General features: G+C 67.4%; 19 protein-coding genes. 8 read left to right on the top strand and 11 right to left on the bottom strand.

The window, feature by feature from the left end; all coding sequences use genetic code 11:
- Positions 1–23 precede the first annotated feature (23 nt).
- On the bottom strand, positions 24–452 hold the full coding sequence (locus tag AC07WJ_RS33110; protein WP_494938989.1) for an MAPEG family protein: 429 nt from the start codon (positions 450–452) through the stop codon (positions 24–26).
- A gap of 186 nt (positions 453–638) precedes the next feature.
- On the opposite strand from AC07WJ_RS33110, the gene AC07WJ_RS33105 reads away from it, so the two are divergent.
- Together AC07WJ_RS33105 and AC07WJ_RS33100 are read left to right on the top strand one after the other, a co-directional pair.
- The gene (locus tag AC07WJ_RS33105; RefSeq protein ID WP_494938988.1) at positions 639–1,136 is read left to right on the top strand and encodes a hypothetical protein; all 498 of its coding nucleotides are present in this window, start codon (positions 639–641) and stop codon (positions 1,134–1,136) included.
- A gap of 133 nt (positions 1,137–1,269) precedes the next feature.
- Entirely contained in the window at positions 1,270–1,425 is a 156-nt protein-coding gene (locus AC07WJ_RS33100; RefSeq protein ID WP_494938987.1) for a hypothetical protein, read from the top strand.
- Positions 1,426–1,740: 315 nt separating this feature from the next.
- Here the strand turns inward: AC07WJ_RS33100 and guaB are convergent, their stop codons facing one another.
- Positions 1,741–3,234: an IMP dehydrogenase gene (gene guaB, locus AC07WJ_RS33095; protein WP_494938986.1), complete on the bottom strand. Its 1,494-nt coding sequence runs from the start codon at positions 3,232–3,234 to the stop codon at positions 1,741–1,743.
- 437 nt (positions 3,235–3,671) lie between these two features.
- Here guaB and AC07WJ_RS33090 point away from each other — a divergent pair, with 437 nt between their 5' ends.
- The 5 genes from AC07WJ_RS33090 to AC07WJ_RS33070 all read left to right on the top strand — a co-directional run bounded on the left by AC07WJ_RS33090 (position 3,672) and on the right by AC07WJ_RS33070 (position 7,134).
- Positions 3,672–4,139, top strand: a complete 468-nt coding sequence (locus tag AC07WJ_RS33090; RefSeq protein WP_494938985.1) for a hypothetical protein — start codon at positions 3,672–3,674, stop codon at positions 4,137–4,139.
- Between the two features lie 88 nt (positions 4,140–4,227).
- Positions 4,228–5,361 carry an Mrp/NBP35 family ATP-binding protein gene (locus AC07WJ_RS33085; RefSeq protein ID WP_494939112.1) on the top strand — a complete coding sequence of 378 codons (1,134 nt, stop codon included), beginning with the start codon at positions 4,228–4,230 and terminating at the stop codon, positions 5,359–5,361.
- A 5-nt stretch (positions 5,362–5,366) separates the two neighbouring features.
- Positions 5,367–6,239, top strand: coding sequence for a formate dehydrogenase accessory sulfurtransferase FdhD (locus tag AC07WJ_RS33080; RefSeq protein WP_494938984.1), 873 nt, complete (start codon positions 5,367–5,369; stop codon positions 6,237–6,239).
- Positions 6,226–6,876 (top strand): molybdenum cofactor guanylyltransferase MobA, encoded by a 651-nt coding sequence (gene mobA / locus AC07WJ_RS33075; RefSeq protein WP_494938983.1) that lies wholly within the window; start codon positions 6,226–6,228, stop codon positions 6,874–6,876. Before AC07WJ_RS33080 ends, mobA begins: the two co-directional genes overlap by 14 nt.
- A 69-nt stretch (positions 6,877–6,945) precedes the next feature.
- Positions 6,946–7,134, top strand: a complete 189-nt coding sequence (locus tag AC07WJ_RS33070) for a hypothetical protein (RefSeq protein ID WP_494938982.1) — start codon at positions 6,946–6,948, stop codon at positions 7,132–7,134.
- Positions 7,135–7,233: 99 nt separating this feature from the next.
- On the opposite strand, the gene AC07WJ_RS33065 is transcribed toward AC07WJ_RS33070, so the two are convergent.
- On the bottom strand, positions 7,234–8,487 hold the full coding sequence (locus AC07WJ_RS33065) for a molybdopterin molybdotransferase MoeA (protein ID WP_494938981.1): 1,254 nt from the start codon (positions 8,485–8,487) through the stop codon (positions 7,234–7,236).
- A 128-nt stretch (positions 8,488–8,615) separates the two neighbouring features.
- Between AC07WJ_RS33065 and AC07WJ_RS33060 the strand changes: the two genes are divergently transcribed.
- Positions 8,616–9,008, top strand: a complete 393-nt coding sequence (locus tag AC07WJ_RS33060; RefSeq protein WP_494938980.1) for an Ig-like domain-containing protein — start codon at positions 8,616–8,618, stop codon at positions 9,006–9,008.
- A 246-nt stretch (positions 9,009–9,254) separates the two neighbouring features.
- Here the strand turns inward: AC07WJ_RS33060 and mobB are convergent, their stop codons facing one another.
- From mobB to AC07WJ_RS33020, 8 genes are all read right to left on the bottom strand, one after another.
- Positions 9,255–9,812, bottom strand: a complete 558-nt coding sequence (gene mobB / locus AC07WJ_RS33055; protein WP_494938979.1) for a molybdopterin-guanine dinucleotide biosynthesis protein B — start codon at positions 9,810–9,812, stop codon at positions 9,255–9,257.
- A 130-nt stretch (positions 9,813–9,942) separates the two neighbouring features.
- The gene (locus AC07WJ_RS33050; RefSeq protein ID WP_494938978.1) at positions 9,943–10,977 is read right to left on the bottom strand and encodes a formate dehydrogenase subunit gamma; all 1,035 of its coding nucleotides are present in this window, start codon (positions 10,975–10,977) and stop codon (positions 9,943–9,945) included.
- Positions 10,978–11,086: 109 nt separating this feature from the next.
- Complete coding sequence (gene fdh3B / locus AC07WJ_RS33045; RefSeq protein ID WP_494938977.1) at positions 11,087–11,683, bottom strand: formate dehydrogenase FDH3 subunit beta; 597 nt, start codon at positions 11,681–11,683, stop codon at positions 11,087–11,089.
- Between the two features lie 16 nt (positions 11,684–11,699).
- The gene (locus tag AC07WJ_RS33040; RefSeq protein WP_494938976.1) at positions 11,700–14,654 is read right to left on the bottom strand and encodes a formate dehydrogenase subunit alpha; all 2,955 of its coding nucleotides are present in this window, start codon (positions 14,652–14,654) and stop codon (positions 11,700–11,702) included.
- 10 nt (positions 14,655–14,664) lie between these two features.
- Positions 14,665–14,919 (bottom strand): twin-arginine translocation signal domain-containing protein, encoded by a 255-nt coding sequence (locus AC07WJ_RS33035; protein WP_494938975.1) that lies wholly within the window; start codon positions 14,917–14,919, stop codon positions 14,665–14,667.
- Positions 14,920–14,953: 34 nt separating this feature from the next.
- The gene (locus AC07WJ_RS33030) at positions 14,954–15,781 is read right to left on the bottom strand and encodes a Cro/CI family transcriptional regulator (RefSeq protein WP_494938974.1); all 828 of its coding nucleotides are present in this window, start codon (positions 15,779–15,781) and stop codon (positions 14,954–14,956) included.
- Between the two features lie 132 nt (positions 15,782–15,913).
- The gene (locus AC07WJ_RS33025) at positions 15,914–16,645 is read right to left on the bottom strand and encodes a DUF3306 domain-containing protein (protein ID WP_494938973.1); all 732 of its coding nucleotides are present in this window, start codon (positions 16,643–16,645) and stop codon (positions 15,914–15,916) included.
- Positions 16,642–17,172 (bottom strand): DUF3305 domain-containing protein, encoded by a 531-nt coding sequence (locus tag AC07WJ_RS33020; RefSeq protein WP_494938972.1) that lies wholly within the window; start codon positions 17,170–17,172, stop codon positions 16,642–16,644. Before AC07WJ_RS33020 ends, AC07WJ_RS33025 begins: the two co-directional genes overlap by 4 nt.
- Positions 17,173–17,475 lie beyond the last annotated feature (303 nt).

Genomic DNA, 17,475 nt, shown 5'->3' with positions numbered 1-17,475 from the left:
GGGGCCTTCCGGCGTTCTGGCGATCACAATGCGGCGATCAGCACGCCGACGAGCATCAGGATCAGGACAAAAACGCCGAGCGTGAAGATCGGCGCGCGATAACGCACATCGTTCGAGCCGATATGGATGACGGCATGGGCGAGCCGGCTGGCCACATAGGCCCAGGCAAGCGCCGTCATCAGCGGACCGGTGGCGCCGACATGGATCGCCACGATCACCAGCACGTAGAACAGAACCGGCGTTTCGAACTGATTGGTGAAATTATTGGCCGCCTGCCTGGCCTTGATCGGAAAGGCGTCGCCCGAAAGCGCGATCTCGCCGAGCCGCACCTCCTTGCGCATCAGCGCGCGGCGGCGAAAAAAGCCCATCACGAACAGCACCACCAGGGTCAGCCCGACCTGGGCCAGCAGCGGCCAGATCAGCGACAATCCGTTCGGGTTCATCAACCCCATGCCCGTTCCCCCCGATTCCGCCAGCGTTACGAGGCCGCCGGCCGGCCGATTGGGAACCGATCACGTGGCGGAAGCGTTGGTCAAGGAAATACCTGAATCGGCTCGCGTTATATCCCTGAGGACGGCGCGGTTCGGTTCGGCGCATCCCTTGGGGGCGACACCCCTGATGCTTTAGGAGACCATATCATGCCTATCATGATGAGTACCCGCCCTGTGGCCGGCGCCGCTCTCGGCGCATTGGCCCTGGGCTTCGTCCTGGCCATGCCGGCGACGGACGTGCGTGCTGCCGAACAGCAGCGCGACAGGGCGGCGGCCGGGACCACGACAGGTCAGGCGCCGATCGAGATGCAGCGCCGCGGCTTCAGCGGCGGCCGCGGCTTCGCCGGTGCGGGCATCCGCCCCGGCGCATTCACCGGCGCACGCCCCGGATTCGGGCGCCCCGGCGGTGGTTGGGGCGGTCGGCCCGGATGGGGCGGCCGGCCCGGCTGGGGTGGCGGCTACCGCTATGGCGGCGGCTGGTATGGTCCCGGTCCCTGGGCGGGCGCGGCGGCAGCCGGCTTGATCCTCGGAGGCGCGGCGATCGCCAGTCAGCCCTATTATTACGGTGACTGCTGGATCGAGCGCCGCTGGGTCGAAAGGTGGGATGGCTATGCGGTTCCGCGCGACGTGCGCGTCTGCCGCTGATCCCGCTGATATGTCTTCAGGTGGCCCGGCTTCGGCCGGGTCATCTCATCTTTCGTGGACGATGAACGCCGCCACGGCTGGGTGAAGTCGCAGGCGGTCGTTTCTTTTCATCATGCGACGGAGAGCCTGGCCGATGATCGCGTCCCGCGTCGTGCTGACGGGCTTCGCCCTGATGACATTGGCCGCCTGCGCCGCTCCGCCCGCGCCGATCGCCCAGGTCGACGAGACCCGCACCCAGCGCCAGGTGCGCGACGCCAAGACCGAACTCGAACAGGGGTCGCGGCGCTAGGGTTCGGTCGTATCGGATCGGCGCGTTTCATGAAGGGGCGGCCCCCCGTCGCGCTACGGGATCGACCGTTTTCATCAGAAATCGGGCTGAATTCGTGGATGGCCGGGACAAGCCCGGCCAAGACGAGGGTATGGCGTTGAGACAGGCGCTGGCTTCGCTCCATCGCCCAGTAGACAGTGATGTCCAGACATCGTCTTGCCCGGGCTTGTCCCGGGCATCCACGACTTGCTTGTCCCAAAATCAACCTGTCCTAACCGCTGTCGCGCAGCACTCAAGTGCCAAGGCCGCGCCGCGGCATATCAAACCCTCTCGCCGTCACACCCGCCCGCCATTCGGGTAATTCGGGCTTTCGCGCGTGATGGTGACGTCGTGGACGTGGCTCTCGCGCAGGCCGGCGCCGGAAATGCGCACGAATTCGGAATGGTTGCGGAAATCCTCGAGCGTCTTGGCGCCGGTATAGCCCATGGCGGCGCGCAGGCCGCCGACCAGCTGGTGCACCACGGTGCCGACCGGCCCCTTATAGGGCACCTGGCCCTCGATGCCTTCCGGCACCAGCTTCAGGCTATCCTTCACCTCGGCCTGGAAATAGCGGTCGGCCGAGCCGCGCGCCATGGCGCCGACCGACCCCATGCCCCGATAGCTCTTGTAGGAGCGGCCCTGCCACAGATAGACCTCGCCCGGCGCCTCGTCGGTGCCGGCCAGCAGGCCGCCGATCATCGCGACCTCGGCGCCAGCCGCCAAAGCCTTGGCGAGATCTCCCGAAAACTTGATGCCGCCGTCGGCGATGACGGGAATGCCCGCGCCCTGGGCCGCCTCGACGCTGTCCATGATGGCGGTGAGCTGGGGCACGCCGACACCGGCAACGATACGGGTCGTACAGATGGAACCCGGGCCAATGCCGACCTTGATGGCGTCGGCGCCGGCGTCGATCAGCGCCCGGGTGCCCGCGGCGGTGGCGACATTGCCGGCCAGGATCTGCACCTTGTTGGACAGCCGCTTGATGCGCGCGACCTGGTCCAGCACCTTTTGCGAATGGCCATGGGCGGTATCGACCACCACCAGGTCGACACCGGCGTCGATGAGCATTTCGGTGCGTGCGAAGCCGGCATCGCCAATGGTGGTCGCGGCGGCGACGCGCAGCCGGCCCTGCTCGTCCTTGCAGGCATGGGGATTGGCGACCTGCTTCTCCATGTCCTTGACGGTGATCAGGCCGACGCAGCGGTAGTGCTCGTCGACGACCAGCAGCTTTTCGATGCGGAACTGGTGCAGCAGCCGCTTGGCTTCGTCCTGGGTCACGCCTTCGCGCACCGTGATCAGCCGTTCCTTGGTCATCAGCTCGGAGACCGGCTGGTCCGGCCGCGAAGCGAAACGGACGTCGCGATTGGTCAGGATGCCGGCGAGCTTGCCGGCCTTGCCGCTGGGCGAGGGCTCGACCACGGGCACGCCGGAAATGCCGTGCTTCTTCATCAGCGACAGCGCCTCGGCCAGCGTCGCTTCCGGGTGAATGGTGATCGGGTTCAGCACCATGCCGCTTTCGAAGCGCTTGACCTGGCGGACATGGTCGGCCTGGACGTCGGCGTCGAGATTGCGATGGATGACGCCGATGCCGCCGGCCTGGGCCATGGCGATGGCCATGCGGCCCTCGGTCACCGTGTCCATGGCGGAGGAAATGATCGGGATGTTCAGGCTGATCGCCTTGGTCAGGCGGGTCCGGACATCGACATCCGCCGGCAGCACGTCCGACAGGCCCGGCTTCAACAGCACGTCGTCGAAGGTCAGGGCTTCATCGAGGCTGGTGAAAACGGCCATTGCCAACTCCTGAGGGATAAAGCCGTCTTGGCCCTCGCTGATCGGGAGGGCGTGGCGAGCTTGGTTTCGGATTGGCGGAAGTTGCTACCACGGCTCGATGACGGCTCCAAGGCGGATTCACGCAGGCGGGCCCGCGCGTGACGCATGCGAGGCGGTTTTTGCCGCCATGGCGCCGCTGGATGCCGCCGGCGCTCTTTCACGGGCATTTCACGGCGCCTCGTTATGGCTTCGATCCGGTTCGATCGCGCCATCGTATGCAGATGATCGCGAAGGGCGGAGCGACACCGCAATTGTTGGGTGGTTGTCGGCCCGGACCCTAGCGGCAGGGGTTGGTCATGACGATATGGGGGCAGGTGCATCCAGGCGGCAGGGCCGCGGGTTTGAACCTTTGGCGACGCCGCTGCGACCCAAGCACGAGCCGTCGCTTGGAGCATGTCATGACCGTCGCCCCGCGTTTTCTCGCCCACGTCACCATGATCGCCGCCCCCACCCTGATGTTCCTGGCCGCCTGCGCGCTGCTGCTGAGCATGACCGCGCCGAGCCGCGCCGAAGCCGGCGCGCCGCGCAATATCGAGATTCGCGGCGGCGAGACCATCGAAGTGCCGGGCAGCGACGGCCGCGTGATCACCCTGAAATTCACCCGCGTCATCAATGACGGCCGTTGCGCGGCCACCACCTGCGCGCGCACCGGTTCGCCGGTGGTCGAAATCCAGTGGATCGGCACCCATGGCCGGGCGCCTCTGTTCCGCATGTCGCCGGCGGCCCATCTGGCGGCGCCCTTCGTGCCGGTGCAGGGCCGTTTCGTCGCTTTCGGCGAGCTGGTGAGCCCGCCGCGCGAACTGACCACCGCCGGCCGGCCGGCGCCGCTCGGCGAATATCTGCTGCGGCTCACCGTCACGCCGTGACGGTTCGGCAAAACGCCTGCCGCATCGGCGCCGCATGCCCTTCCGCGCCCCCCTGACATGCCCTATGTGACAGAGGGCATGTGAGGGCATCATGGTCACCGAACAACAGGTCGCGCGCGCACTCGAACACGTGAGGCTGCCGGCCAGCGGCCAGACGCTGGCAGCTTCCGGGCGCCTGTCCGAGATCGTCGTCAGCGGCGACAAGGTGATGGTGGCGATCGCCATCGACGCGACCGAAGCGGCCGCCATGGAGCCGGTCCGGCTGGCGGCCCAGTCGGCGATCAGCGGCTTGCCCGGCGTCGGCCAGGTCTTCGTCTCGCTTACCGCCGACCGCCCGCAGTCCAAGGCCGCGCCGTCGCCGCGGCCGCAGGTGACGCCCGGCCGGCCGCAGCAGGCCCCCTCCCCGAAGGCCGCGATGATCCCGGGCGTCCGCCACGTGATCGCCATCGCCTCCGGCAAGGGCGGCGTCGGCAAGTCGACCACCGCCTGCAACCTCGCGCTGGCGCTGGCCAGCCAGGGCCTGAAGATCGGCATCCTGGACGCCGACATCTACGGCCCGTCACTGCCGAAACTGTTCGGCCTGCACGGCAAGCCGCGGGTCATCGAGGGCCGGACGCTGGCGCCGCTCGAAGGCTTCGGCGTCAAGGTCATGTCGATCGGTTTCATGGTCGACGAGGAAACGCCGATGATCTGGCGTGGCCCGATGGTGATGAGCGCGATCACCCAGATGCTGCGCGAGGTCGCCTGGGGCGATCTCGACGTGCTGGTGGTCGACATGCCGCCCGGCACCGGCGATGCCCAGCTGACCATGGCGCAGGCGACGCCCTTGGCCGGCGCGGTGATCGTCTCGACGCCGCAGGACCTCGCCCTGATCGACGCCCGGCGCGGCGTCGCCATGTTCCGCAAGACCGAGGTGCCGATCCTCGGCATCGTCGAGAATATGAGCTATTTCATCGCGCCCGATACCGGCAAGCGCTACGATATTTTCGGCCATGGCGGGGCGAGGCGCGAGGCCGACCGGCTCGGTGTTCCCTTCCTCGGCGAGGTGCCGCTCGACATGAACCTGCGCGAGCGGTCCGATACCGGCCAGCCGATCGTCGCCACCGAGCCGGACGGCCCGCAGGCCCAGGTCTATCAGGAGATGGCGCGGCTGGTCTGGGCGAGCCTTGCCGGCGACGGCCCGGTGAAAATGCGGACGCCGCCCCGCATCATCTTCGAGTGATCGCCATGGCCGGTCCGCTGATCGTGCCGAACCCCGACGACCCGCGCCTGACCGAGCGGGTCACCGGCGTCGACGAGCGCGGCCAACGGATCGAGACCTCGGTGACGGTGGAGAGGCCGCTCACCCTCTATCTGAACGCCCAGGAAATCGTCACCATGATGACGATCGGCGATTACCCCGACTATCTCGCGATCGGCTATCTGCTCAACCAGAACATGCTGAAACCCACCGACGTGGTCACCGGCGTCGATTACGACGAGGACCTCGAGGTGGTGGTGGTGCGCACCGACACCGACACCAATTTCGAGGCCAAGCTCCGGAAGCGTACGCAGACCTCGGGCTGCGCCCAGGGCACCGCCTTCGGCGACCTGATGGAGGCGCTGGGCGAGATCACCTTGCCGGCGACGCAGTTCAGGACCTCCTGGCTCTACCGCCTGACCAACGCGATCAACACCATACCCTCGCTCTACCTGAGCGCCGGCGCGATCCATGGCTGCGTGCTCTGCAGGGAGGACAAGCCGCTGGTCTATATGGAGGATGTCGGCCGGCACAATGCCGTCGACAAGGTCGCCGGCTGGATGTACCGGCACGGCGAGACCGGTGCCGACAAGCTGTTCTACACGACCGGCCGGCTGACCTCGGAAATGGTCATCAAGACCGTGCGCATGGGCATTCCGATCCTGGTGTCGCGCTCCGGCTTCACCGCCTGGGGCGTCCAGCTCGCCCGGCAATGCGGCCTGACGCTGATCGGGCGGGCGCGGGGAAAACGCTTCGTGGCGCTCGCCGGCGAGGACCGGATCGTGTTCGACCAGGACCTCAGCTATGTCGAGGAGGAAAGCGCCAGGCATCGCCGGAAAGGCTCGGATGGCGATGACTGAACCGTTGAAACCCGACCATCCGCCAACCCTCGGCGTGCTGCTGGCCGGCGGCCTCGCCCGCCGCATGGGCGGTGGCGACAAGCCGATGAAGACGGTCGGCGGCAAGACCATTCTCGACCGGGTGGTCGAACGCCTGAGGCCGCAATGCGACGGCCTGATCGTCAATGCCAATGGCGACCCTGCCCGCTTCGGTTTTCTCGGGCTGCCCGTCGTTGCCGACGACGTGCCGGGCTTTGCCGGGCCGCTCGCCGGCATCCTGGCGGCGCTCGACTGGGCCGCCACGCACCGGCCCGAGATCCAATGGCTCATGTCGGTCGCGACCGATGCGCCGTTCCTGCCCGGCGATCTCGTGAGCCGGCTTCATAAAGCCCGCCAAGCCGCCGGCCTGCCGCTCGCCTGCGCCCGGTCGGGCGACCAGACCCATCCGGTGATCGGGCTCTGGCGCGTCGATCTCAGGGCCGATCTCCGCCATGCCCTGGTCGTCGAGGACATGCGCAAGATCGATCGCTGGACCGCCCGTCACGGCTGCGCCGCCGCGGTCTGGCCGACCCTGCCCTACGACCCCTTCTTCAACGCCAATACGCCTGAGGACCTGGCCGAGGCGGAAGCGATCTCGCTGCGTCACCAGGACGCTTGAAGCGCCCGGGCGAAGTGCTAGAATCTGTCGGCAAAACAAGAACTTCGACGCCGGATGGAGGAGCATGCGATGAAAGTGATGCTGTTGGGCCTGATCGCCGCCGTCGTGCTCGCGACCGGCGCCGGCGTGTTCCTGAACACGTCCGTCCAGCAGACCGCGGATGCCCGCTTCGTCGGCTCGGGCGCGCATCTGCGCCACGGCGAGGCCGGCGACAACCTGGTCGGCAAGGACTGGTCGGGAATTTCCAAGCCGAATTGACGAGTCCGTAGGGTCGGGTCGCTTCGCATTGAGGCGCATGGCACCAAGGACGACAAACCTTGATGCGGCGCTCCATCTGGCGCGCCCAACCGCTCAATCTCAGCGCAACAGCGCGTAAGCCAGGAAGCCCACCATGTCGCCGGGCTTCACCTCGGTGACCGCTTCCGGCAGTTCCACCAGTCCATCGGTCTCGGTGAGCGAAGTAATGACGCCAGCGCCGTCGCGCGGGTGTTTCGTCGCCTCCGTGGTGCCGTCGGTGCCGCGCGCCAGCGCCACCCGGACATATTCGCGCCGCCCTTCCTTCTTGCGATAGGCGAAGGTCGATCGCACCGGCAAGGCCGGCGGCGTCTCCGGCACGCCGCCGCCAAGTGCCGCCAGGAACGGCCGGACGACATGGGCGAAGGTGACGAAGACTGCGACCGGATTGCCCGGCAGGCCAATGAAGGCGGTGCCCTCCACCACGCCCATGGCCACCGGCCGGCCCGGCTTGATGGCGAGCCGCCAGAAGGTCAGGCTGCCGGCCTGTTCGACCGCGGCCTTGACGTGATCCTCCTCGCCGGTCGAGACGCCGCCCGAGGTCAGGATCAGGTCATGGCCGCGCGCGGCCTGGGTCAGTGCCGCGGCGACGGCCGCGCGATCGTCCCGGAGGATGCCGAGATCGGTCACCTCGGCGCCGAGGCGGCGCAACAGGGCCTGCAGCGTGAAGCGGTTGGAATCATAAAGCTGGCCGGCGCCAAGCGGCTGTCCCGGCGAGACGATCTCGTCGCCGGTGGAGAAGACCGCGACCCGGACCCGCCGGCGCAGGTCGAGCTGGGTGAAGCCGAGGGCGGCCGCCAGCGCGATCGCTTCCGGCGTGATGCGGCGCCCGGCGGCGAGCGCCAGCCGGCCGCGCGGCAGGTCCTCGCCCGCCGGCCGGCAATTGGCGCCCGGCTTCAGGCCCTGGGGCAGGATCACGCGCTCTCCGTCGAGCCGGACATCCTCCTGCATGAAGACGGTGTCGGCGCCCTCTGGCATGGGCGCGCCGGTGAAGATGCGCACCGCCTCGCCCGCCCGCACCGGCCCGCCAAGCACGGTCCCTGCGGCGACCCTGCCGGAGACCGGCAGAACCGTGTCGTCGCCGGCCTTCAGGTCGGCGAAACGGACGGCATAACCGTCGACCGCCGAATTGAAGAAAGGCGGCAGGTCGACGCCGGCGATCAGGTCATGGGCGAGAATGCGCCCGTCGGCCTCGAGCAGCGGCAGGCGCTCCGTCTCGGCGACCGGCACCAGGCGGGCCGCCACCTTGGCGATCGCCTCGTCGACCGACAGAAGCGTGCCGCCAAAGGCGAAGTGGTCGGAGGAAAGTTGCGCCATGACCTTCGCATAGCACGCCGTGCGTGCCGGCGGGAGATCGCCAGAGCGAGGCCTCGTGGCGCATCATCTTTCAGCGCCGGAGGTTGCGTGATACCATAGCCTCAGGCGGGATCAGGGAGACAGCCATCATGCCGCGCCTTGTGCTTCTTTTGCTTGCCGGGGCGCTCGGCGCCGGCTTTTCGACGGCCGCGGCCGCCAGCGAGTGCCAGTACCGCTATCGCTTCCGCGGCGGTACCACCACACAGGGCGCGCTGATGGTCAATTCCGGGACATATTGCGAGAGCCAGATCCGGCTCGGGCGCCTGGCCCGCCGTTCCTATCAGGCCCAGGTCACCCGGATCGAAGGCGTCACCATTGCCGGCCCCGCCGCCCACGGCAGCGCGCGGGTGGTCGGCAATCGCTTCGCCTATCAATCGGCCCCGGGCTATCGCGGCCAGGATCAGTTCACCGTCGTCCTGGCGCTGCGCTCCGATCGCGGGCCGAGCCGCGCGCGGGTCAATATCGACGTGGACGTGCATTAGTCTTGATCATCTGGGATTGAAGCGCGGAATCAAGGATAGCCGTCCTTCGAGGCTCGCAAGAGCTCGCACCTCAGGATGAGGATGGTAAGTCCGCTGCATCGACATTGATCATGAAGGGTGGAGCGTGCCGCGCATTCATCGCCGGCATGTCCGCAATACTCCACAGTCCTCATCCTGAGGTGCGAGCGCCCTTGCGCGAGCCTCGAAGGACGACCGCCCTGGATGCAGCGCTTCAATCCGAGCTGATCACCTCGGTTGAGGCTGCCGCTCCGGCCGGCCGGCGGCATCGAGCCGCGCCAGCACTTCGCTCAGGGGTTCGGCCGCCGCCAGGACGAGCGCGGTTGCGGCCTCGACATCGTCGAGATCGGCGACCGGCCCGGAGAAGCCCGGTGCCGGGGTGTCGGCTGCGATCGCGCTGACATGGCTGAGCTCGCCGAACAGCCAGGGCTTGCCATTGGCGGCCCGGTGGATCTCGACCTTGGGATGGGCGTAGCTCTTGAAGCCCTCGACGATGACGAGGTCGCAGGGCGAGAGCTTGCGCAAGAGGTCGGCGAGGGTTGGCTCGGGCGCGCCGCGCAATTCGCGGATCAGCGCGTAGCGATGGGCCGAGGCGACCAGCACCTGGTGGGCGCCGGCAGCGCGATGGGCGTGCGAATCCTTGCCCGGCTGATCGATGTCGAAGGCATGATGGGCATGTTTCAGCGTCGCGACATCAAGGCCGCGCGCCGCCAGCAACGCCACGATCCTGACCAGCAAGGTGGTCTTGCCCGCGCCGCTCCATCCGGCAAGCCCGATGACTTTCATGATGCCCCGCTGGTTCGGGCCGGTCGTACGGCCCGCCCGTCAGCAATGCATATAGGACGCGCGAAACGAAGCGGCAAAAACGACCACGCCCGGCCGGGGCCGGGCGTTGCCACCGCCGTCCCGGTCGGGGTTATTCGGCGGCCTGGCCCACGGCATGCGGGTGCAGCTTGCCCTTTTCCGCCTCTTCCTGGACCCAGAGTGAGTGGTGCTCCTTGGCCCAGTTGAGATCGACGTCGCCCGTGGTCATGGCCTCGGAGGCGCCCTGCATGCCGAGCGTGCCGATATAGATATGGGCCAGGATCACCGCGATCAGCAGCACGCCGGCGAGCCCGTGCACGATGTTCCAGAACTGCAGCGCCAGCACGCCCCCGGCGGTATAGGGGAAGACCAGATAGATGCCCGAGAGCGAGAGCACGGCGCCACCCACCATGACCGCCCAGAAGATGCCCTTCTGGCCGGCATTGAACTTGCGCGCCGGCGGATGCGCGCCATTGGCGAGCATGCCGCCACCCTGCTTGATCCATTCGATGTCGACGCGGTTCGGAATGTTGTGGCCGACCCAGGTCAGGAACATCACGGCGAGGCCGAGCATGAAGGGCCAGGCCAGATAGTTATGGGCATATTTGGCCCATTGCGAGGTCAGCGCGAAGGCGCTCTCGCCGATCAGGGGCAGCAGCAGGAACTTGCCGACGGTGACGTTGAGCCCGGACAAGCCGAGCAGGATGAAGCAGCTGGCGACCATCCAGTGGATCAGCCGCTCGAAGCTGGAAAAGCGCAGGATCTTCAGCCCGGACATGCCGTGCTCGACCCGGATCGTGCCGCGGATCAGATAGAACAGCGCCAGCAAGGCCAGCATGCCGAGAATGGCGATGCCGGCGACCCAGTGCATGGCGCCCTGGTGGAAGGCCCGCCAGGCCTGCCCCTGCGGCTGGATCAGGACATAGGAATCGGTGTTGGGAATGGTGCCGCGGCCATGCACCGTGGTGCCGGTGCCGGGCGTTCCCGCGCGCAATTGTTCCATCAGCTGGCGCTCCTGCACCGACAGGGCCGTCGGGTTCACCGCCGTGGGCTGCGGCGGCGCAGGCTGGGCCGAGACGGGCGTGGCCAAAGCCAGCGCGGCCAGCACCAGGAAGGTGGCGACGAGAGACCGAAGCATGAGGCGCATCGGATGATCCTCTCCCGGACATGGCGTCCGCTGTGAACGCCGGCGAGGGCGTCCGATTTCGTTGCTTGCGAAACCGGCGGCGGGAGGTCCCCTCGCCGGCCAACGGCCATCAGATCGTGATGGTTTCCTTATAGGCGGTCTGCCAGCCCCAGGCCCCCGAGCCGTAGCCGCGCTTGAGCACCCGTTCCTTGTAGATGGTGGTGATCATGTCGCTGTCGCCGGCGAGCAGCGCCTTGGTCGAGCACATCTCGGCGCAGATCGGCAATTTGCCCTCGGCCAGGCGGTTTGCGCCATATTGGGCATATTCGGCCGTCGAATTGTCGGCCAGTGGTCCGCCCGAGCAATAGGTGCATTTGTCCATCTTGCCGCGCGAGCCGAAATTGCCGACGCGGGGATATTGCGGCGCGCCGAACGGACAGGCGTAGAAGCAATAACCGCAGCCGATGCACAGCTCCTTGGAGTGCAGCACGACGGCATCGGCCGTGGTGTAGAAGCAGTCGACCGGGCAGACCGCCGCGCAGGGCGCGTCGGTGCAGTGCATGCAGGCCATCGAGATCGAGCGCTCGCCCGGCCGGCCGTCATTGATGGTGACGACGCGCCGCCGGTTGATGCCCCAGGGCACGTCGTGCTCGTTCTTGCAGGCGGTGACGCAGGCGTTGCACTCGATGCAGCGGTCGGCGTCGCAGAGGAATTTCATACGGGCCATGGTTCGGTCCTCCCTCTCACGCCGCCGCGATCTGACACAGGGTGGCCTTGCCTTCGTGCATGCCCGTCACCGGGTCATAACCGTAGGTGGTCACCGTGTTGACGCTCTCGCCCAGCACGATCGGATCGGTGCCGGCCGGATAGTTGCCGCGCTGGTCGGCGCCCTGGTACCAGCCGCCGAAATGGAACGGCATCCAGGCGACGCCCGGCCCGACCCGCTCGGTGACCAGCGCCTTGACCCGGACCCGGCCGCCTTCCGGACCGCTGACCCAGACCCATTGCCCGTCCTGGAAGCCGCGCGCGGCGGCTTCGCGCGGATTGACCTCGATGAACATGTCCTGCTGCAGCTCAGCGAGCCATTTGTTGGACCGCGTCTCCTCGCCGCCGCCCTCATATTCGACCAGGCGGCCGGAGGTGAGGATGATCGGGAACGACCGGGCAATCCCCTTGTCGACGGCGCCCTTCTGATAGGTCGTGCTGAGGCTCGGCATGCGCAGCGAGCGTTCGTCGGGCCGCGCCGGATATTTCGCGACCAGCTCGGGACGCGGCGAATAGATCGGCTCGCGGTGGACCGGCACGGGATCGGGCAGGTTCCAGGCGATCGCCCGGGCCTTGCCGTTGCCAAAGGGTGAGACGCCCTTCTCCAGGCAAACGCGCTGGATGCCGCCGGTCAGGTCGTTGGCCCAGCTGACCGTGCCCGCGGCCGCGCCGCCCTGGGCCTCGATGCCGGCCTTCTCCGCCGGCGTCAGGTCCGCGTCCCAGCCGAGCCGCTGGAAGATGGCATAGGTGAACTCCGGATAGCCGTCCTGGATCGGTGAATCCTTGGGCCAGGAATTCTGCGCGAGCAGGGTTTCGCCGTTGCGCTCCAGGCCGAAGCGCGGCCGGAAGCAGCCGCCGCCGTCCTTGACGGCGAGATTGGTGTTGTAGAGCGTGTGGGTGCCGGGGTGGCGCACCTCCGGCTTGCCCCAGCATGGCCAAGGCAGGCCGTAATAGTCGCCGCCGATATCGGCGAGCTCCTTCGGCGCGCGCAAGGTGACGATGTCGAACTTGTCCTGATTGGCCATATGGGCCTTCAGGCGTTCCGGCGACTGGCCGGTATAACCGGTGGACCAGCCACCGCGGTTGATCTCACGCAGGATCGAGGCCGCTTCCGGCTCGTCGCCGAACTTGCCTTTGACCATGGCGATGTTCTTGAACATCTCGGTGGCGAAACCGAGCTTCTGGGCGAGCTTGTAGATGACCCAGTAGTCATTGGCGGATTCGAAGATCGGCTCGACGATCTTCTCGCCCCATTGCAGCGAACGGTTCGAGGCGGTACGCGACCCGTCGCATTCGAAACTGGTGCAGATCGGCAGGACGTAGCTGCCGTTCTTGCGGCCGCCGAGCGACACGAAATTGGTCGGATGCGGATCGCCGATGACCAGGAGCTCGAGCTTTTCCAGGCCTTCGACGGCGCCGGGAATGCGCGGGATGGTGTTGCCGCCATGGCCCATCACCACCATGGCCTTCAGGTTGTCCTTCTGGTCGACCTGCTCGGCCGGCAGGTTGGTCGCGTCGAACCAGCGGGTCGACGGCAGGCCCGAGGTCTCCATGTTCTGCTTGGCCGTGCGCGCTGCGCGGCCGCCCTTGGCCGGCACCTCGTCGAAACGGCCGACGAAATAATCGTAAGGCACATCCCAGACACGCGCCCAGTGGCGCCAGCCGCCTTCGACCAGGCCGTAATAGAGCGGCAGGTTGCCGACATCGAGACCGAGATCGGTGGCGCCCTGCACATTGGTGTGGCCACGGAAAATATTGGCGCCGGAGCCGAAGCCGCCGACATTGCCGGTGGCCAGCAGCAGGATGCAGCTGGCGCGGACATTGGCGGTGCCGACCGTGTGCTGGGTCTGGCCCATGGCCCAGATCAGGGTCGCGGGCTTGGCCTTGGCGAACATCTCGGCGACACGCTTCAACTGCTCGCCTGGCGCGCCGCTGACCCGCTCGACCTCATCGGGCGTCCACTTGGCGACCTCCTTGCGGATCTCGTCCATGCCGTAGACGCGGTTCTGGATGAACTCCTTGTCCTCCCAGCCATTCTGGAAGATGTGCCAGAGCATGCCCCAGAGCACCGCGATGTCGGTGCCCGAGCGGATCCGGACATATTCGGTGGCATGCGCCGCCGTGCGGGTCATGCGCGGATCGATGACCACCATGTTGGCGCGGTTGATCTCCTTGCCGGAGAGCAGGTGCTGCATCGCCACCGGATGGGCTTCCGCGGGATTGCCGCCCATGATGACCATGGTCTTGGCGTTGCGGATGTCGTTGTATGAATTGGTCTGGGCGCCGTAGCCCCAGGTGTTGGCGACGCCGGCGACCGTGGTCGAGTGGCAGATGCGCGCCTGGTGGTCGACGTTGTTGGTGCCCCAGAACGCCGCGAACTTGCGGAACAGATAGGCGGCTTCGTTGGTATATTTGGCCGAGCCGAGCAGATAGACGGAATCGGCGCCGGAGCGGGCGCGGATCTCGTTCATCTTGTCGCCGATCTCGTTCAGCGCCTGCTCCCAGCCGATCTTCTGCCAGACGCCGTCGACCAGCTTCAGCGGATATTTGATGCGCCGGTCGCCATGGACGATCTCGCGCACCGAGGCGCCCTTGGCGCAGTGGGTGCCGCGGTTGATCGGGCTTTCCCAGGCCGGCTCCTGGCCGGTCCACACGCCGTTCTGCACTTCGGCGCGCACGGTGCAGCCGACCGAGCAATGGGTGCAGATGTTCTTGCGCACGGTGATCGGCACGCCGGGTTGCGGAGCCCCGCCCGCCGCCTCGGCCTTGCGGACGGCGCCGAGCGTGAGCGAACCGACGGCGGCGGCACCGGCGACCGCGATGCCGGAGCGGGCGAGAAAGGTGCGGCGGTCCATGACGCCGGAGGTCAGGCCGGCGGCAAGGCCGGCCAGGCGGGAGCGGCTCGCATCGGCACTTTTGCGTCTGGTCAGCATGGCGCGCCCCTCAGTAGCGATTGGTGCGATAGAAGTTCTGCACGTCGGCGGAATTCGCCTGGTAGCGCGCCTTGCGGCGCTCATCGCGGCTCTCGCGGCCCGAGGCCGGCGCCTGGGCCACGGCCTGCTCGCTCGCCACCACGGCGGTCGCGGCGAGCGCGGAGGCGCCGGTCATGGCCTTCAGGAAGTCGCGCCGGCCGGCCGTCGGTCCGGTGACAGCGTTCTCGCCAGCGCGGTCGTTCTTGTCTTTGCCTTGACCCGACATGTCCCGTCCTCCATCCCCATTCGATCCGGCCTCGTCAGGCCGCGAAGGCAAAAGCCTCCGTCTCGATATCCATGAACTGCCGGCCGACCGCGCCGACGGCCCGGTAGAACGGCTTGCCCTGCACCATCTCGAGATCGGCGAAAAAACGCTGCGCCCATGGTTTCACATGGGTTTCGAAAAACGCCTTCTCGCCGTCATAGCCGTCGCCGAACCGGCCGAGCGCCAGGCCCGCCATGACGTCGCAGAGCAGCGCGATATGATCTTCCGGCTCCTTGGAGCCGTCGCCGCGCACCACGCCGAGCGCGACGAAGGCCGCCCTCACCTCGGCCAGCGGCCGCTCGTGCAGGAAACCGGTGAGATAATAGGAGCCATAGGGCAGCAGCTCGCCACGGCCGACCCCGATGAACAGGTCGAAGAACTCGCGGTTGACCGCCGCGACCGTGGTGCCGCGAGCGGCTTCCGCCAGCGCCAGATGGGCCATGCCGAGCGGCGAGGCGTCGCCCTTGAGGTCGGCGACCTTGGCCAGCACCTCGGCCGTGGGAACCTTGAACAGCAGCAAGGCGAGCAGGCCATATTCGGCGGCCCGGAGCCGATCCATCTCGTCGATCTCCGGGGTTGCCCGGGCTTCCGCCGCGGCGCGCGCCTCTTCCATCGCCGCCGCCAGGCTCGGACGCTTCTCGGGATAGAGATCGGGCCGGAGCAACTGCCGGCCGACCCCGCTCAGCGCCTCCACGGCGATCACACGCTCCGGCGGAATGCGCTGCCAGTTCGACACGGACGGTTGCGAAATGCCCAGGCCCCTGGCCAGGGCTCCAACCCCGCCAACCGCCTTGATCGCCGCTTCCAAGCCACCGTCACGCATTCTCGCGATCGTCTTTCCGATTGTCGGCCCGACCACCGGAGCGAAGCTGTGCGGGTGATCGAAGCCATACGCGATAGTCACCCTAGAATAGCTACAAGCTATGAGCCAATGCAACGGATGGACCGTCGCAGCTCAGTCCGGCAAAGCGCCGCCATGACGCCGTCGGACAGGCTCCAAGTCTTTCGATTCACGACGATTTTCTTGCATCGCAACATCGCGCGCGATCACCGCGGCGCCCGAATTTGCGAGGCTTTCGGCGGGTTCGCGCGGCACGGCCGACGCTGTGACATCCGCGTGTGGCGAAGCCGGCTCGGCTGGCGACCGCTTTTCCCGCGGCGCAGCATGACCTGCCAGGGAAGGCGCCTCCGCCGGCGCAGCCTGCGACATATTGTCTTGAGCTATGGGCGTCGCGCCTGATTTGGCCTCGGATTCGCTTGTCAGGGCGGACAAGGCCCGGTCGAAACCGTCGAGCACCGCCTGCACCTGATCGGCATTGGCGGTCATCGCGGCAAAGCCCGGCGCGCCTCCCGGGACATTGTAGTCATAGGCATAGTCCAGGGCCTCGCTGACGAAATCGCGGATCGCCGGATCGATCGTCCACATCCGGCGCAAGGCCTGATTGCGCAGCGCCAGCGGCACACCGGCGCGCATGAAGGCCGAAATGTCCTGGCCCGGCACCAGCGTCTCGATCTCGGGCAAGGCCGCGATGAGGTCGTCGAGCGCGGTCGCGGGCGCATCCGCCGCTGTCTCGGCGATGGCCGCGGGAATGTCGGGTGTTGCCGGATCGGCCGCCGGCGCCGGCTCGCGCTTCAGCCGCGACCAGCGGATGAGGAAGCCCTCGTCGTCGCCGCCGTGCCGGCTCATTGGCCTTCTCCCGGTCCGGGCTCGCGCCGGAACCGGGCCGGCTGGGCGAGCCCGCGGCTGCCCATGCTGTCAGGATCCTGCCGGTCGCGCTTGCGCTTGAAGAAGGTCTCCTCGACATGGTGGGTTTGGAAGAAGGCCGAGAGCTCGACCATCACCTCGTGCGGCATGGGAACCGCCTCGACCCGGTCGGTGACATTGTCGACAAAGGCTTCTCCCTCATAGGGATCGGCGGTGACCGCAGCGACCTGCCAGCGGCCCTCGGCATCCTCGCGCAGCGCCACCCAGATCGAGGGGCGGCCCGACACCAGATTGTCGCGGTAATGGGCGGTCTCGCCGGAATGGAAGATGAGTTCCGAGGGGCCGGCATACCAGCTTTCGGTTTCCCCCTCGCGCCCGATCAAGGTCCAGGGCTCGACCGCGGGAACACCGGGCAGGATCGCGGCGGGCGCCCATTCGTGATCCAGCCAGGGATTGTTGAGCTTGCGCTTCTCGACGACGACGCCGACCGCGATGTGGTGAACCGGCATGGTCTGTCTCCGGCAGGGGTTTGTGAAGCCAGCGTGGGCCGGCGACGTTATGAGGCGAATAATGGACCCGTCGGCGGCCGGGATAGCTCTACGTCATCCCCGGCGAGCGAAGCGAGGGGAAGGGGATCCAGGGGTTGCAGGGCAGTGCCCGCGACGCTGCGAAATCAGCGACGCGAGATGACCCCGCGCCGAGATTCCATGCGCTGAAAACACGGCCTGTCGACTCCTGGATCCCCTTCCCTCGCTTCGCTCGCCGGGGATGACGTTGAGACATCCCGGCTGGCGTTCTGTCCAATATCGCCC

It is taken from the genome of Phreatobacter sp. GW821-FHT04C01 (assembly GCF_059420385.1).
Note: the sequence above shows the minus strand (reverse complement) of the source record. Positions and strands in the feature narration are given on the sequence as shown.